Origin of the sequence: Paenibacillus sp. NPDC057967 (assembly GCF_042887015.1) — a bacterium.
Taxonomy (GTDB): Bacteria; Bacillota; Bacilli; order Paenibacillales; family Paenibacillaceae; genus Pristimantibacillus.
Window position 1 is genome coordinate 900221 of record NZ_JBHVQB010000001.1, and the last position, 15483, is coordinate 915703.

Sequence of the window (15483 nt, forward strand, 5' to 3'; positions counted from 1 at the left end):
GAGGAAATCATGCGTTATACAGTCAAGCAATTGGCGGAATTAACAGGCGTCACCATTAAGGCATTGCATCACTATCACAAAATAAAGCTGCTTGAACCCTGTGAAGTCACGGAGGCCGGCTACCGCTTGTACGGCACAGAAGAACTGGAGCAGCTCCAGCAAATTTTGTTCTACAAAGAGCTTGATTTCCCCCTCCAAGAAATCAAACAAGCGATGGCGGATGAGCCGAACAGGCTTCGCTGTCTGGTGAGACAGCAGGAAGCGCTGCGATTGCGAAAGCAACGAATGCACCGCCTGCTTATCACGCTCGAAGACTCTATCCGCTTCGCTGAGAAAGGAGAACACATGGATCAATCGCAAATGTTCCAAGGATTGAACAAAGAAGAATGGGAGGCCGCATTGTCGGAGCAAAACAGCTACTTGAAGGAAAATTACGAGTACGATATGCTTGTCGGTCAAGAAATCGACCCAGAGCAATTGAACGAGGCGGCGCAAGGAGCTGAAGCGTTCATGTCGGGATTGGCGCAAGCCTTGCGTGATGGGTGGAGTCCGACCGATGAGCGATTGCAGGAGCTGCTTGCCCAGCACATTGTCTACTTGAATGAACTGGGGTTTGAGACAACTGCAAAATCTTTTGTGGATCAAGCCGCTTTCTTCGTAGAAGACGACTTTCACCGCAATATGATGGAAAGCCAGCAAACTGGAATGAGTTATTACCTTTACACGGCCGCTGTATTTTACAGAGACAAGGACAGAGAATCGCATCAGGATGAATCGAACGGGCAATAAGCTTGCGATTTGAGAATGAATGAGCTCTTCCAACAAAAAAATACAGAGCTGCAGCTTGAACTAGCTGAGCTCTGTATTTTTGCATTCCTGTATTCGTTCTCTCTAGTAATGTCAATTACGGCTGCAAGGAAGAATGAATCTCGACGACGCTGCTGTCGTAGCTGCTGCCGTTCCATACCGAATAAGTCAGTTTGTCGCCCGCAGGGCTCCATGAGGAGTTCACGGCGCTGTCGACATCGGCTGCAATTCGGACGGCTTGGTCCGACAATAGATCGTGGACGTACAAGCCTTTGACTGTCGCCCCGCTTACCTCCGCTTGCATGCTGAATGCGATCAGCCGCTGATCCGCCGACCAGGACATTCCGCCAAGCTCCGCTCCTTCCGCAATCGTCTTCGCGTTCCCTCCGTCCAGATCGCACAGCGTCAGCTTCACCTTGGAGCCTTCGTATTGCGTCACCAGCAGCTGCTTACCGTCAGGTGAAGGAATGACGCTGCCCACAGAACCGAGCCCCATACTCTGGGTCTCTTTGGTATCCAGATGGAGCACCTTCAGCGCTTCATCCGCATTGGAATTATAGTAAACGCGGCTGCCAAGCTTGGCTACGATAATCAGCGCGCCTTCGCCTAATTCCTCAAGCGCAGTAATATCGCCTTTCGTCGTTGCCGTGTAAGCTCCGCCCCCATAAGAAGCGCCGATGACGCTGCCATCATCTGTCCATCTGGCGCTCATGGCTCCTCCAATAGGTTCGCCGGTTAGGCTGAACGACTTCAGCGTGTCCAGGTTCATGACATGATACACGGGATCGCCGAGCGTATACTCCTGGTAGATCAGATGTTTGTTGTCCGGAGACAAGCTGGCGCCTCCCAAGAACACGTTCTCCTGTTCTTTCAACGGCACACGTTCTCCCGTCTTCAGATTGACGCGGTATAAGCTGCGCGGATAGGAATCAGCCAGCTCCTCCAGCTTCATCTTCGCGAGCGACTCGTTCTCCTGGGATACGATGACCGTATCCTTATCCAGCCAGCCGAATATCTCCACCTTCTCGTACCGCTTAATGCCGCCCACCGTAATGGCCGGTCCGGCGGCCGGCGTCTTACTGTCGTTATCGATGACGGTGATGGTTTTCCCCGGCTCCCGAATGACCTCGCGATTCCCTCCGTTATCTCCGCTGCAAGCGGTGACCGCAAGCAACAATGCGGGTACGCATGCTATGATGGCTGCTTTTGTTTTGTTCATTGTATTCGCCTCCCTAATGCATACAATACCAACCGATTGTTGCGAATGAAGCAAAGAGTTGTTTCCAAGTTGTAAACAATGTTAGCGAGTTTGTAACGGGAACGACATTCGGAATGTCGTGCCGCTGTCGTCCGACTTCACGATGGAGATGCTGCCGCCTTGCGTCTCCGTATACCGCTTCGCCAGCGACAGCCCCAATCCGGCGCCGCCATGCTCCCTGGATCTGTTCTTATCCACCGTATAGAACGCTTCGAAAATGTGATCCGCAACTGCCTCCGGAATGCCGATCCCCGTATCGGCTATTTCGATGACGACCTCATTGGCTCTGGCGAAGCTGCTTACGCGGATACGACCATCCGTCTTGTTGTATTTGATAGCGTTGTCCAGCAGGTTCGCAAGCACAATGTTCATATAATCCTTATCCGCTTCCATATAAGCTTCGTGCAAATCCGTTTCCAGTGTGAGGCCGAACTTGTCCATTTTCCCCTTCAGGCTGTTCAGCACCGACTCAATTGTACCCCGTACCTCAAGTCTTTCTTTGTTATACTCAAAATCATATTTCTCCATCGCTGACAATTGCAGCACCTTCTCCACCATTTCGTAGAGTCTCTGCGTCTCTCCGGCAATATGGATTTTGGCCGTGGCCAGCAGCTCTTCGTCATCGGGATACATGTCGAGCAGATCGAGGTAGGCTTTAATGGAGGTCAGCGGCGTCTTGAACTCATGCGTGACATTGCCGATGAATTCCTTCTGCTGCCGATCCAGCTCCGATAGCTTGCGAACAGCAAGCGCCAGCTTCTCCCGCTCCTCGTCCTTATCCCGCATCGTGGCCTTGAGCCGCTCGCTCATGGAGGCTATGCCTGCGCCAAGCTGCCCGATCTCGTCTCTTCTCCTCATGTCCGGCACAGCGAACTGTCCCTCCCGGATACGGCCAACCGTATCGTTCAGCTTAATGATGCTGCTAGCGAAGGAGTTGAAAAACAAATATCCCAAAAGGAAACTAAGCACAAACACGCCTGTTCCAATATAAATGAACAATCTTTTGATCTCATCATAGAAAGCTTGATGTTCACGGAGGGAATAATAAAATTGAACGACGCCAACCTGCTCGCCCCCTGCACGCAGCGGGGTCAAATAATACATGGACTCCCCTTCTACCAAATAAGCAGTCTTGTTCTCCAGCGCATACGCCAGTGTCTGCTTGATGCTGTCGGATAGAGCGACAGCAGGCTTCCTCCCCATGACGACGCCATTCCTATCATACAGGACGACAGGCTGCCCGCTAATCAGCTTTAGCTGCTCGCCGAACTCCTCGCCTTTAGTCTCCAGGAAAGTCTGAGGGACTTTATTGGATTGTTCCATGATAGATTGGTACAAATAGACGTTGGCCGTGTCGGCTTGCTGAGCGAGGAGCCCCTCCGCCTGCGTGCGCTGGTTCCGCTCAACTCCCTGCAGGACCAGCAGGCTGAGCACGAATACCGTAAGCAGCAGCAGTCCGGCGAGGAACAGGCTGAACTTCAGCTTGATGCTAACTCTCACCGTGTCCTCCGGACGCCCTGTAGCCGATGCCATGGACGGTTTGAATAGTATCGCCGTAGCCGGGTCCCAGCTTCTTGCGCAGCCTCTGCACATGAATGTCTACCGTACGCGTACCTCCGTAATAATCCATTCCCCATACCAGGTCCAGCAATTGCTCCCTCTCATACACTCTGTCGGGATTGGCTGCCAGCAGAGCCATCAGATCAAATTCCTTAGGCGTCAGCTCCAGCTTCCGTTCTCCTGCGATAACCGTTCTTTTAGCGACATGCACCTTCACTCCGCCTAGCTGAAACTCATTCGGCTCCTTCTTCTCTCCAGCAGCCTGTATCCGTCTAAGCAGAGACTTAAGCCGAGCAAGCAGCTCCCGCATGTCGAAGGGTTTCGTCATATAATCGTCAGCGCCAAGCTCCAGCCCGAGCACCTTATTCACGATGTCTTCCTTGGCCGTCAGCATAATGACACCGATTCCATCTTTGTCCGGCAGCTTCTTCAGCACGTCGTAGCCGTCCATGCCGGGCAGCATCACGTCGAGAATGATGGCGTCGGGACGAGTCTCACCAAGACGCTTCGCCGCGATATCCCCGCGAACAATGACCTCCACCTCATAGCCCTCGCGCTTTAGTGCATAGGAGATCGCATCCGCAATCGCTTTTTCGTCTTCGATGACCATAATTTTCGCTTGCATGGCATTCACACCTGCCCCATGTCGTTATTATCTGCTTCTATTATAAGAGTTTTTCTGCTGGAACAAAAATCCAACTTACTGAAATAAAAGAAGGAGCCGTGCGTCAACACGACTCCAACATGGCTGCAACCTATAGGAATGCAGCCCGTGCGCAAGATTAATTTCCGGCCAGCCAGCTCTTGCAGCCAGCGGCCATTGCTTGAAGCTCGTTAAATAGCAAGCCTGCATGGTACCCATCGCAAACGGCATGATGAAGCTGTACAGATAAGGGCAGCAGTACCTTGTCGTCCAGCTTTTCAAATTTCCCTATTGTGAATATAGGCAGCAAGTACGTACCCTCGTTATAGACATTCAGATTAAATCCTGTGAAGCTCACCCAAGGAATGCTGGAAATAGGGAATGTGCTCAACGGCTCGCTAGAATCAGGGAATAGCTGCTTCGCATGCTTATAGGTTTCCGTCTGTCTCAGATACCGCTCATGAAATTCGATGAATTCTACACAATACGGAGTCCATATACTTGAGAAGGTCTTATCCTGCTCATGAAATATGGTGAAGCTCGGAGACATCTGATCCCAGAAGCCAAGCCTTCCCTCCGCATCAAAGCAAGTCCGGAACTCACGGTGACGATTAACTACCGTCGTGAACATGTAGATCAGGGCTGGATACAACTTCAGTCCCCTGTTTCGAAGCTCTTTCCGCAGTTCAGCTATTTCGATAGTAGCCGTCATGCTGTAGGTGCATCTTACCTGATTCATATAGTGTTCAAAATAAGGCTTTCTGGTCCAGTTCTCCATATTAATCCGATTAAATTTCATTGTTTACCCTCCTAAAATGTTTGTATTTTAGGAGGGACGATCAACCGCTTTAACCATTTCCTTCACGATCCTCATCGTTTTTTTGTGTTCCCTGGCACTATTTTAACATGATTCTCGAAAATAATAATTAATGATAACCTTTCAACCATCATAGAAACATTATGCTTGCCAACATGCAAGAACTATCGTATCGCCTCCACACGCAGCAGATCATGCGCCCGGAGCATTGGTGAGCCGTTCAGGCAATCTGGTGAATAGACCATACAATGCCCAGACCTGAAGGGCCGCCCAAGTTCAAATTCAAGGTGAGGCCGCCGGTAACATAGACTAACGTGATTTGATCGCCAGCATTTAACTCCAAGTCTCCAGCGAGCGCTATGTCACCGGAGGCAAGAATAACTCTTATTGTCAAGAGCAATAGGATACTTACGTCCAGTATAGACAACACACCGTTAAGAACATCCGTAGTGACAGGGCCTGGAGCTGTTCGTCTTATACGGAAGGACGGAAAAACGCCAGCTCCCGTCTGCACATTAATAGCGGCTGTAGCTGAGTAGTTAATCGTCGCTTTAATAGAGTATCTTCCCGTATTCGGAACAGTAAATATGCCGGTGACAGGGTTAAAGCTTACACTTCCATAATATGGATTAGCCACAGACCAATTACTTAACACCGTAGTGCTGTTCACATTCAAGTTCGTAATTTGTGCCGAAAATCCCGTCGTGGCAAAATTAGGACCGGTTGGTCCAGTTGGACCTGTCGGACCGGTCGCTCCTGTCACTCCCGTTGGACCCGTCGGACCCGTGGGGCCGGTCGCTCCTGTCACTCCAGTTGGGCCGGTCGGACCCGTGGGACCGGTCGCTCCTGTCACTCCAGTTGGGCCTGTCGGCCCCGTGAGACCCGTCGCCCCTGTCACACCAGTTGGACCGGTCGGACCCGTGGGGCCGGTCGCTCCTGTCACTCCAGTTGGACCTGTCGGCCCCGTGGCACCGGTCGCTCCTGTCACTCCAGTTGGACCTGTCGGACCCGTGGCACCGGTCGCTCCTGTCACTCCAGTTGGACCTGTCGGGCCCGTGGGGCCGGTCGCTCCTGTCGCTCCAGTTGGACCTGTCGGGCCAGTTGGGCCAGTCGCTCCTGTCACTCCAGTTGGACCTATCGGGCCAGTTGGGCCGATCTCTCCCGTCACTCCAGCTGGACCCGTGGGGCCGGTTGGTCCAGTTGGGCCGGTCGGACAAACCTTTTCTTCCGTTCCATCGCAATATAAAGGACAACAAATCGTGTGTCTTTTTCTCGTTCCATCGACAATTCCCTCAACGCCGTATTCACAGCCCGGACCGCATCCAGAGCTGCAGCCCGTCTTGCATCCGCATGATTTCATATGCGACCCTCCTTCTTTCAAGTCACATGGACAGCCATTATTATTACATGTTGAAACCTGATATGTTGCTTATGCCATTGACCTTCTCCTTCATCCGTATTTTAGTAGAATAGGCGAATGACACAATTATGATCATTAGCCTTCAAACGTATAACCAATTACTCCATCCAATCATCTAATATAGTCAGGGGTACTGGAAACCGGCAGGAAAGGAAGTGAATTGGCTTGAAACTATTTGGGCGCACCTCCAGAGAAAAGCTCGTTTATCTCTTCATTTTATTATCTCTGCTGGAATCGAAGAGATCTCGAATAGCTGCCAGACGAAGACGCAGAAAAAGAAAACAGACTTCTCAATGGCCTATGTTTATGCCCGCAAAAAAATCGCCACAGCGCCGCCGCGTCAAGAAGATACCCTGCAGCCGGCATCCTGTCGATTACACAGTATGGACACCCCCTCCAGTCAACCCGCCTATTACGCAAGCCGATCCATCAAGCCGATTGATTGAGAAGGAATGCTGTGGCAATCTCTTGTTTCAGGAAAACCAGTATGCCCCGCAGCAAATATGGAAAAGCGCCCCCCTAGTTCAGGCGGCGCTTACGCAAATATCGGTTTATAATGAGCGCTCCAGCTCCGGATATATGGAGGTTGTCGTAACGGGGCAGAATAGATCCAGCATACTAGTCCAGCCCGGCAATACCGGAACCTTAACCGTACGCAATGTCAGATCGGTTCAAATATCCGCGCCAAACCAACCTTATGAGCAAATTGAAGGAAAATATTTGATTACCTCTTTTTTTAAGCTTAAGGCTCACAACGGGTGCCGATCACGCTAATCCATTCAACATTAATGGAAAATGCAGCTCTCGCTAAAACCTATAACGTTTTTATCCGAAGCAAGGCTAAGTCATCAAGCAAGCGGATAACGGACTGTTGCGCAGAACTCCCCTGCAAAAGGTCCTTCGCCAGCAGCTGCCACAGGGAGGATGACTTGCAATTCATTAAATCTTCGGAAGGTAAATGAAGTGCTGGTACCCGGTGTAAGTGTTATAGGTGTGCCAATAACGGCATTATTTGCTCCGATCGCTTGAACCGTAATAGGCTCCGGGCCAGAGTCGTATTGCAGATACCCCGTGGCAACCAGATTCTGACCGAAATTATTGGTATACACGCTAACAGTAACGACTGCCGCTGCACCGGTGGGAACCTCGCCCGCCCAAGGCATACACACCTTGTCTTGCACATATTCCTGATCCTTACAACATGTCAACGATACGCTCGAACAGTTGCATGCCATCTTCAAATCCACTCCCCAAGATTTTATTCATATAAAAAACTAAGAGACGGGGTACCTGGTCGTGATGCAAAACTCTCCCTGGTAAACTCCAGCCGTAGCCGGAATGGCTACCTGTATAGTCGTAAAGCGACGACTCGTAAAAGAAGTACTCTGTCCGGGAGAAAGAATAAACGTCTCCAAAGCCGTTCCCCCGCTATCGAGGATTTCGAGAGTAATCTCATCAGGTCCGGTTGTGTACTGAAGATATCCTGTTCCAACAATATTTCGATTGATGTTATTGGAATAAACGACTACATCGTTTGCCGCTGCGCCGCTTCCATTCCATGGATTGCACACTTTGTCTTGCACATACTTCCTATCGGGGCAACAAGACAATGAGGATGAAGAACTCTTGCATCCCATATGCAGAGCAACTCCTTTATTAAATAGTTTCCTTTACATATGAAATGCTGAATATGCTTGATTTGCGTGGATTTTTACCTACCATTATTATTATTTGATAGGTTTCAGAACCGCACAAAAAAACCGTCAGGGGTGATTGCATTCCCTAACGGTTTGTGAATAGTATTCTAGTTTCTCACACCGCTCAAGAAACGAGAAAATGTGCGTTGTGCGTCAAGCAGCAAGCTCCTGCTTGCGCTTCAGCTCAACGAGCAGCGCGTGCAATTGCTCTGTTGCAAGCCCATGCAGCACGAGCCGAAAGCCGGCACTCAGCGTTGTCATCGGTACCATTGGATGCTTGTTGTTAATGAGTGCGAGCCGGTCGTTGCTGCCAATGATTTTCGAAGCGAGAATGCCGATCGTTTCATCTAATTGCAAGGAATTGGTAGCACGCCAGAAGTCGTTGTCAGACAGAAACAACTGGTACACCGGCGTGAAGCACTCGATCGCCGTCGTGAGGTCCATGAAGTTCGTCCACCGCTTCGGCAGAGGCTCAATTGGCAGAGGCGCAGACGTAATGGCTGCGAAGTTAAGATGCTCCTGCTTCGTTACCTCAATTCCCTTCTCCCGCAATTCCTTGTTCAAGTTAATGACGAAGTTGTATAAGTTCAGGTCATGAATAAGGAATAGATCATCCTTCACCGGTTCCAGATTCGTGGGCTTAAGCGGATTCATCGTGATATTCACGCCCGGCACATTGTCGCGGATGAACTGCAGTACCTCCGACCCGAGGTAGAAGTGACGCAGAATCATATAGTTCGCGCTCGGACTGACAAATCTACTCATGCCCCAATACAGCACTCGGTGCAGCAACCGGGAAGATGTGAACGCCTTAGGTATGATGATCTTGTAGATTTGCAGCAAAATGATCATGAGGCGGGCAAGCGGACGAAGCAGCGGAAGCAGAAACTGCCGCGACCGACTTGAGCAATCCTTCAAATAGGCAGCCTTTGCTTCTTCGTTGAACGGAATGCTCTGATCAAGATAGATCGCAAGAAAAGGATTCGGGTCGTCCCGGTCATGCGTCATATTGCGGAAATAGTCCGACTCGCTCATACAGAGTTCAACTCCTCTAATTGAAGCAAATACAGACGTGCCGTCGTCTTCGCCGTCTTGACGATGCGGGCGGCGATGTCTGCCGTCAGCAGCGGATGCTGCACAACGGTCTCCAGCCGTTCGAAGTGCAGCTCATCGGAATCGCTATGATAGAGCAAGAAGGACACCTGCTCGTCGCTGAGCCCCAGCTGATCGCGAATCATTTCACCCCAATAACGGGCCATCCGGCAGCCTAGCCCCTCGATAATCCACATCGCGCCGATAAGGTCGACGGGATTGTCGCGGCTTGCACGCTGGAATAGGTAGGCGGACAACGCCTCGCTGCCGATGTTTTTCTCCCCTGCCTGAATGGCTGCCAGATCTCCCCCGACAGATACATAATTGCGCTCCAAAATTTGAAAATCTCGGTGCTCGTCACTCGCATGGGCAATGAACGTGGAACGCAAATCGATATGCTCGATTGGTATGTAGGACGCTGTGCGCGCGATCCATTGCGAGCCGTCGATGACTTGCTGGCGAATATTCTCCATCAGTGACTTATAATCGTTCATTGTGAATTTCCCTTGGTACAGCTTATGAATAACGGGCACACGGGCAAGCTTCTGCTCGAAGTCGATCCATACGCGCACGAGCTGGCGAACGAGCTGGGCCTGTATATCATTCGTGTTATCGTATTTCAGCTTCGGCGCTTCTGGTTCCCGCTCCTCGAGGGGCGTCCGAGCCACCTCATCCTTCGAACCAACAACGGTCATCAGCATATACGAGGTCTGGAACCGGCCGCTCTCCGGCACCATGCACAATACGCGCTCTCCGGGTGACAGCTTCCCGCTGGCCAGCAGCTCCTCAAGCATAATGTAGATCGATGCTGCTCCCGTATTGCCCCGTGTGTACAAATTGGTAAACCATTTCTCCTCCGGAATGATTAAGCCTCCGAGCTTCAGCAGTCGGAATATTTCATCGCGGAAGAAGTGCGAGGAATAGTGGCATACCATCCAATCGATAGAAGACGGGTCGACAGCTCCTTCCTCTACTAGCTCGAAGAAGCGGTCGACTCCGACCTTCGGCATTTCGTTCACGAGCCGGATATCCTGCTTCAGATTGACCGCGCCGTCATCGGCTGCGTCATGTACCGACTGGTAATCATGCCAGCTGGCATGCTCCTTGTTGTCCTTGTTAAACCCTGCGTACATGCATACGTCATAGCTGTTCGCATAAGACTTGTTGTCGATCCAATCGATGCGTAGCGACAAGCCGCTAGGGGCAGGGCTATTTTGCAAGATGGCTGCTCCTGCGCCGTCTGACAGCATGAAGCGGAGAAAGTCGGTATCGAACGGTACGGCACTGTCCCGGTAGGCCTGCTGCGCTTCGAATCGCGTATGCTTGAAGACGCGGCTTGGAAACTCGCTTGCGCAGGATATGGCTGTGCGGCTCTCGCCGGACAGCACTTGCAGATAGGCGTTCTTCATCGCCTGCATGCCGCTGGCGCATACGCCGTGATGGGTTGCAATTTCCATTACAGGCAGACCGGTCTCGGCATGAACCATACTCGCAAAGCCGGGGACAAGCAGGTCTCCCTGCGTCGTGCCCACCGCCAGAAAGTCAATGTCGTTCTCATCTGCACTTGGATTGCGTTTCAACGCATCGCGAATGGCGAGAGCCGCCATCTCGGCGTTGCTGTACAAGCTGCGCTGCTCCTTGTCTATGGCATAATGGCGATAGCGGATTTTATTTTGCTCAAGTATGCGTCGCATGGACTTGGAGCTCTTGCCGTTAATTCGGCCCAGGTAATCTTCCATTTCTTCATTCCCGACAGGCTCTCCCGGCAGAAACTTCCCCATGCTCGTCACATAAACATTGTTCATCCTGCAAACCTCCCAATGGATATGGTATATCATCCATAATCGCTGATAAGGAGCTGTACAGGTAGTTCCATCTTTTTGTAGTACTGGTGCATCATGCATATCCGCAATCCGTTTTGTGACATGACGACTTTCTATCCTTTCGGCCAACGATGAGGCGCGACATGCTGCAGCATGCTGCAAAAAAGGGACGCCCACTGGTCCAAGGATAATGAAAGGACCGTTCGCTCGCGGTCAACGTTTGCCAGTTGCACAGAAGCTTTGATCTGCGCAGGCGTGAAAATCCCCCTTAACGCATGAACCGCCGCAATTCGGGGCTCGCGCAGCAAACGCCTGGCAAACCCCACAAACCGGGCGCCTTGCTGAATGGGAATCATCGAATGACCTCTCCGCTCAATATGCAGCACGGCAGCATCCACCCGCGGCGGCGGAGCGAAGTGAGTGCGAGGAATGACCGTTCGCATCTCCAATACAAAATGCATTCTCCACAACAACAAACGCGGGTCCAACGTCTCGGTCTGCGTTAACCGGCGTGCGGCTCCTTTTTCTACAATTAACACTCCCCGTTGAAACGCCCTTCCCTCGGGACCAAACAGCTTCTCAAGAATAGGCGTTGTAATGGAAAAAGGGATGTTCGCTACCACATGAAATGCTTCCTTAGGCAACCTCAGCAATCGGATGTCGCCTTGAATAATCCGTATGCGGGGATCTCCTTCCGCTTTTGCGCGGAGAACGCGAACAAATTCCGCATCCATCTCCACTGCAATTACTTTGCCAGCTTGATCGGCAAGCGGGAAGGTCAAGCTTCCTTTGCCTGCGCCGATATCAAGCACGGTGTCCGATGAGCTTAACCGGGCCGAACGAATGAATTGCCGAATCGTCTCGGGATGATGCAGTAAATGCTGTGCCGAGAAATTAGATTTATGTGTTCTTGCGTTACCTTGCTTCTTGTTTTGTTTTCGCATATGATTCTCCCGTTTCGTTAATTTTTCGCAAAACAAAAAAAACGCAGGCATTTGCCTGCGGCGAAAAACGGAAGAAAACAAGCTGAATCATGCACATGCAAACAAACGTATGGCACCATACAACGTTGGCAGACGTTTCCCATGCACATATACACTTTTGCATACGCAAAAAAGAGACAGACTAGCTGTCCCTTGTTCTCCGATACGATCGGGATGTCCTAAAATGGGCAGACTGATTCCGTTTTACTCCGCACGCAGGCAGAGCCTTTGCTCACTATGAAATTTAGTGGGACAAAGGAACAAAACGAATTCTTCTAGTCAAAGCACCCAACATTAGAACAACCCTCCTAGGTTTGAATTGGCCTTATTTTAGCATACATTTACGCTTAGCGGCAAGAAATATAGGTGCGCCCGCGACTTCCCCATTCTGTTCATCCCTTCCATTATAGGGTAAGATCAACATATTGTAGATTTCTGTCGAATGACGAGTTCGGTGAATTTTAAAGAAGATAGGAGCAGCCAAGAGATGAAAAAATGGATGCAATATGCAAGCCTTATTTTTAATGTTGTTTTGGTTGGAATTGTTCTGATCTTTCTTTATGGAAATGGTAGAGAGGGCACCCTAGCTTATCCCGATGGATCCCTCTATACAGGCCAAATACGCGAGAATAAGGCTAATGGTATCGGCGAAAAACGTTATCCCGACGGAAAAGTGTTCACAGGCACATGGAAAGACCATGCGATCCATGGATTTGGACAGGCGCTCTCCACCAATGGAGCCTACTATATCGGAAAGTGGTCGGAAGGAAAGCAGGATCAAATCGGAATTAAACGAGACATGACAGGGAACTTCTACTATGGTGAGTTTTCGCTGGGGCAAGAAAGCGGTCAAGGAGCTCTCCTTTTAACGAGCAATGATGTGTATATCGGTTCATGGCTTGACGGAAAGCGACATGGCTACGGCACTTATATCTTCGAAGACGGAAGCATCTACTCTGGAGATTGGGAGAACGGTGTGCGATCCGGAATGGGCAAAGAATTTTTTGAGGACGGCGATCAATATGTAGGGGAATATAAATCTGAGAAGTTTGACGGGAGAGGCGTTTATACTTTTCGCAATGGCATTCAATTCGAAGGAATATGGAGTGCAGGCAAACGAAACGGTGAAGGAACACTCACAGACATCAATCGCATTACGTACACAGGTGGATGGTATGGTGACTGGGACGACAATACTGCTGAGGGCATTGTAACCGCAAAGTATCTGAATGGTGAAAGCGCCCAAGGACGATATTTGAACGGGGAATTTATCAAAGAATAAACAATTCGCATCCAGATTACATAAGAATATGAAGAAACCACCCTTGCCGGGTGGTTTTCTATGTTAGGTTGTACTAAGAAGCCCGCATCAACAAGTAGATGAAATAAGGCACACTTACAATGGTCACAATCACGCCTGCCGGTATGCCCATGGCAAAGCTTGCTGTACGGACAATGGTGTCCGATGCCAGAAGGATCATCCCCCCGATAATTCCCGCTGTAGGCAGCAGCAGCTTATGATCGGGTCCCACCAGCTTTCGCGCCAAATGAGGACTAATCAGTCCGATGAAGAAGATCGAGCCGCCAAGCGCTACGCTCCCCGATGCAATGGCTACAGCGGCAAGTGTAAGACCAACAAACGATCTATTCACCGGTACACCGACACCTGTCGCAATTTCGTAGCCCATGCCTATCGTGTTCAGCGTCCGTGATTTGTACCAAACATAGCCGAACAACAGCAGAACCCATGGCGCGAGAATCGCAATATAGATCCATTTATCACCCCATAAGTAACCAGCCTGCCATTTTTGCGCGAACACATATTGATTCTCATCAAGCTTGAGCGTCAAAAATAGCGACACCGCACCTAAACCAACGTTAATTGCTACACCAGTCAAAATAAGACGAGTTGATGATGGAAACTTTCCTTTTCGGTAAGAGAACAAATAGATCAAAAATGCCGCAAACAAACCGCCGATAAATGCCAGCAGCGGGAGCATAACGGAAGAGGACAGACTACCCACCCCCGCTACCGATATAAACGTAAGCACAACAAGACCAGAGCCCGCGCTTATGCCCAGAATGCCGGGATCAGCAAGATCATTGCGAAGCAGTCCTTGGAGCACCGTTCCTGACGTTGCCATTCCTATCCCGACCAGCACAGCTAAGGCGATGCGCGGCAATCGAAATTCGAACAGCACCAGTTGATTATCGGCTGTCCCTTGTCCGAACAAGGTTGTGATGACTTCAATCGGACTAAGCGCCATTTTGCCCAGATTTATGCTGATAATTGCACCGGCTATTAGTAATACAAACAGTCCGCTTATAATCGATATGGATGATTTTTTCATTAAAATGCCCTCTTCTCTCTACGGAAAATGAACAGAAAGAATGGCACTCCGATAATGGCGAATATGATACCGAGCGCCAGCTCATTCGGCCGAGCAAGAATCCGTCCCGCAACATCTGCCAGCAGCATGAACACTCCTCCATAGATGGCCGATGCCGGAACAATCCGTCTGTAGTCAATGCCCACGATGAATCGCATCATATGAGGGACAATGAGTCCAACGAAGCTGACAGGCCCGACGAGCGAAGTGGACAAGCCAGCCAGTATCAACACGGCGAGCAGGGACAATAGCTTCACTAGTCTCGTACGTTGTCCGACACTGACCGCAATATCGTCACCAAGACTTAAAACGGCTATAGATGGAGATAGGCAAAGTGCTAGAACGACACCTGCTACAAACCATGGGAGGACGAACAAAAGCTCCTCCCAGGAAGCTCCTGCTACACTGCCCGACGTCCAGTAGACAAGCGCTTTGCCAATATTGAATTTCATGGATACGAATGTGCCGAGAGCGGAGAACAGCATGGTGATCGAAATGCCAGCAAGGACAAGCCGCTCAGGTGTCATGCCCCGCCGATTGAGTGCCGCAGCCAAATAGGTTGTGCCAGCCCCAAGTCCAGCTCCGGCAAAACCAATGAGCAGTAGCTGCATATGGCTGCTTCCCGGCAGGAACGCAAAGGCTAGCGCAACTGCAAACGCGGCGCCTGAATTCACACCCATCAAACCTGAATCAGCGAGTGCGTTCCGGGTGGTGCCTTGCATAATTGCACCTGCTATGGCGAGACTTACGCCCACCATAATGTCTGCGATTGTACGGGGGATACGCGCAGATTGAATGATCTGATGCTCCGTTATGGCAGGATCAAATACGAAGACAGCCTCCCATGCGGTCACGATATTAATTCGAGCTGCTCCAAACGAAATCGATGCGGCTGCACACAGAAGCAGCAGTACGAATCCAAGTACTAGAAACAGCATATAAATGAATCTGCCCCGGTTAACCGAGGCAGATTGGTTCTTCATCATCGCATTC

At 50.5% G+C, this 15483-nt stretch carries 16 protein-coding genes; 4 read left to right on the plus strand and 12 right to left on the minus strand.

The window, feature by feature from the left end; all coding sequences use genetic code 11:
• The first annotated feature begins 9 nt into the window (after window positions 1–9).
• Complete coding sequence (locus tag ACFVSO_RS03855) at window positions 10–789, plus strand: MerR family transcriptional regulator (RefSeq protein WP_387470263.1); 780 nt, start codon at window positions 10–12, stop codon at window positions 787–789.
• Window positions 790–904: 115 nt separating this feature from the next.
• Here ACFVSO_RS03855 and ACFVSO_RS03860 read toward each other — a convergent pair whose 3' ends face one another.
• The 5 genes from ACFVSO_RS03860 to ACFVSO_RS28845 all read right to left on the minus strand — a co-directional run bounded on the left by ACFVSO_RS03860 (window position 905) and on the right by ACFVSO_RS28845 (window position 6445).
• The gene (locus tag ACFVSO_RS03860) at window positions 905–2026 is read right to left on the minus strand and encodes a TolB family protein (protein WP_387470265.1); all 1122 of its coding nucleotides are present in this window, start codon (window positions 2024–2026) and stop codon (window positions 905–907) included.
• 81 nt (window positions 2027–2107) lie between these two features.
• Window positions 2108–3565, minus strand: a complete 1458-nt coding sequence (locus ACFVSO_RS03865; RefSeq protein ID WP_387470267.1) for a sensor histidine kinase — start codon at window positions 3563–3565, stop codon at window positions 2108–2110.
• Window positions 3555–4250 (minus strand): response regulator transcription factor, encoded by a 696-nt coding sequence (locus ACFVSO_RS03870; protein ID WP_387470269.1) that lies wholly within the window; start codon window positions 4248–4250, stop codon window positions 3555–3557. The genes ACFVSO_RS03865 and ACFVSO_RS03870 overlap by 11 nt, the downstream gene beginning before the upstream one ends.
• A gap of 157 nt (window positions 4251–4407) precedes the next feature.
• Window positions 4408–5067: a type A chloramphenicol O-acetyltransferase gene (gene catA, locus ACFVSO_RS03875; protein WP_387470271.1), complete on the minus strand. Its 660-nt coding sequence runs from the start codon at window positions 5065–5067 to the stop codon at window positions 4408–4410.
• 238 nt (window positions 5068–5305) lie between these two features.
• A complete protein-coding gene (locus ACFVSO_RS28845; protein ID WP_483875059.1) occupies window positions 5306–6445 on the minus strand; it encodes a BclA C-terminal domain-containing protein in 1140 nt (379 codons plus the stop codon).
• 215 nt (window positions 6446–6660) lie between these two features.
• On the opposite strand from ACFVSO_RS28845, the gene ACFVSO_RS03890 reads away from it, so the two are divergent.
• Window positions 6661–6951, plus strand: coding sequence for a hypothetical protein (locus tag ACFVSO_RS03890; protein ID WP_387470277.1), 291 nt, complete (start codon window positions 6661–6663; stop codon window positions 6949–6951).
• Window positions 6952–6973: 22 nt separating this feature from the next.
• The gene (locus ACFVSO_RS03895; protein WP_387470279.1) at window positions 6974–7279 is read left to right on the plus strand and encodes an S-Ena type endospore appendage; all 306 of its coding nucleotides are present in this window, start codon (window positions 6974–6976) and stop codon (window positions 7277–7279) included.
• A gap of 74 nt (window positions 7280–7353) precedes the next feature.
• On the opposite strand, the gene ACFVSO_RS03900 is transcribed toward ACFVSO_RS03895, so the two are convergent.
• The 5 genes from ACFVSO_RS03900 to erm all read right to left on the minus strand — a co-directional run bounded on the left by ACFVSO_RS03900 (window position 7354) and on the right by erm (window position 12061).
• Window positions 7354–7740, minus strand: a complete 387-nt coding sequence (locus ACFVSO_RS03900) for a DUF3992 domain-containing protein (protein ID WP_387470281.1) — start codon at window positions 7738–7740, stop codon at window positions 7354–7356.
• A 39-nt stretch (window positions 7741–7779) separates the two neighbouring features.
• Window positions 7780–8142, minus strand: a complete 363-nt coding sequence (locus ACFVSO_RS03905; RefSeq protein WP_387470283.1) for a DUF3992 domain-containing protein — start codon at window positions 8140–8142, stop codon at window positions 7780–7782.
• 213 nt (window positions 8143–8355) lie between these two features.
• A complete protein-coding gene (locus tag ACFVSO_RS03910) occupies window positions 8356–9237 on the minus strand; it encodes a DUF6999 family protein (RefSeq protein ID WP_387470285.1) in 882 nt (293 codons plus the stop codon).
• A complete protein-coding gene (locus ACFVSO_RS03915; protein ID WP_387470287.1) occupies window positions 9234–11099 on the minus strand; it encodes a 3-oxoacyl-[acyl-carrier-protein] synthase III C-terminal domain-containing protein in 1866 nt (621 codons plus the stop codon). The genes ACFVSO_RS03910 and ACFVSO_RS03915 overlap by 4 nt, the downstream gene beginning before the upstream one ends.
• A 131-nt stretch (window positions 11100–11230) precedes the next feature.
• Window positions 11231–12061 (minus strand): 23S ribosomal RNA methyltransferase Erm, encoded by an 831-nt coding sequence (erm, locus tag ACFVSO_RS03920; RefSeq protein ID WP_387470289.1) that lies wholly within the window; start codon window positions 12059–12061, stop codon window positions 11231–11233.
• A 526-nt stretch (window positions 12062–12587) separates the two neighbouring features.
• Between erm and ACFVSO_RS03925 the strand changes: the two genes are divergently transcribed.
• Window positions 12588–13382 carry an MORN repeat-containing protein gene (locus ACFVSO_RS03925; RefSeq protein WP_387470291.1) on the plus strand — a complete coding sequence of 265 codons (795 nt, stop codon included), beginning with the start codon at window positions 12588–12590 and terminating at the stop codon, window positions 13380–13382.
• A gap of 73 nt (window positions 13383–13455) precedes the next feature.
• On the opposite strand, the gene ACFVSO_RS03930 is transcribed toward ACFVSO_RS03925, so the two are convergent.
• Both ACFVSO_RS03930 and ACFVSO_RS03935 read right to left on the minus strand, forming a co-directional pair.
• Window positions 13456–14451 (minus strand): FecCD family ABC transporter permease, encoded by a 996-nt coding sequence (locus ACFVSO_RS03930; RefSeq protein WP_387470293.1) that lies wholly within the window; start codon window positions 14449–14451, stop codon window positions 13456–13458.
• Entirely contained in the window at window positions 14451–15476 is a 1026-nt protein-coding gene (locus ACFVSO_RS03935) for a FecCD family ABC transporter permease (protein ID WP_387470295.1), read from the minus strand. Before ACFVSO_RS03935 ends, ACFVSO_RS03930 begins: the two co-directional genes overlap by 1 nt.
• Window positions 15477–15483: the final 7 nt, after the last annotated feature.

What these genes read in the sequence shown, in the direction of transcription:
- ACFVSO_RS03855 (WP_387470263.1), top strand. Translation starts at nt 10, where the DNA reads ATGCGTTATACAGTCAAGCAATTGGCGGAATTAACAGGCGTCACCATT.
- ACFVSO_RS03860 (WP_387470265.1), bottom strand. Translation starts at nt 2,026, where the DNA reads ATGAACAAAACAAAAGCAGCCATCATAGCATGCGTACCCGCATTGTTG.
- ACFVSO_RS03870 (WP_387470269.1), bottom strand. Translation starts at nt 4,250, where the DNA reads ATGCAAGCGAAAATTATGGTCATCGAAGACGAAAAAGCGATTGCGGAT.
- catA (WP_387470271.1), bottom strand. Translation starts at nt 5,067, where the DNA reads ATGAAATTTAATCGGATTAATATGGAGAACTGGACCAGAAAGCCTTAT.
- ACFVSO_RS28845 (WP_483875059.1), bottom strand. Translation starts at nt 6,445, where the DNA reads ATGAAATCATGCGGATGCAAGACGGGCTGCAGCTCTGGATGCGGTCCG.
- ACFVSO_RS03900 (WP_387470281.1), bottom strand. Translation starts at nt 7,740, where the DNA reads ATGGCATGCAACTGTTCGAGCGTATCGTTGACATGTTGTAAGGATCAG.
- ACFVSO_RS03905 (WP_387470283.1), bottom strand. Translation starts at nt 8,142, where the DNA reads ATGGGATGCAAGAGTTCTTCATCCTCATTGTCTTGTTGCCCCGATAGG.
- ACFVSO_RS03910 (WP_387470285.1), bottom strand. Translation starts at nt 9,237, where the DNA reads ATGAGCGAGTCGGACTATTTCCGCAATATGACGCATGACCGGGACGAC.
- ACFVSO_RS03915 (WP_387470287.1), bottom strand. Translation starts at nt 11,099, where the DNA reads ATGAACAATGTTTATGTGACGAGCATGGGGAAGTTTCTGCCGGGAGAG.
- erm (WP_387470289.1), bottom strand. Translation starts at nt 12,061, where the DNA reads ATGCGAAAACAAAACAAGAAGCAAGGTAACGCAAGAACACATAAATCT.
- ACFVSO_RS03925 (WP_387470291.1), top strand. Translation starts at nt 12,588, where the DNA reads ATGAAAAAATGGATGCAATATGCAAGCCTTATTTTTAATGTTGTTTTG.
- ACFVSO_RS03930 (WP_387470293.1), bottom strand. Translation starts at nt 14,451, where the DNA reads ATGAAAAAATCATCCATATCGATTATAAGCGGACTGTTTGTATTACTA.
- ACFVSO_RS03935 (WP_387470295.1), bottom strand. Translation starts at nt 15,476, where the DNA reads ATGATGAAGAACCAATCTGCCTCGGTTAACCGGGGCAGATTCATTTAT.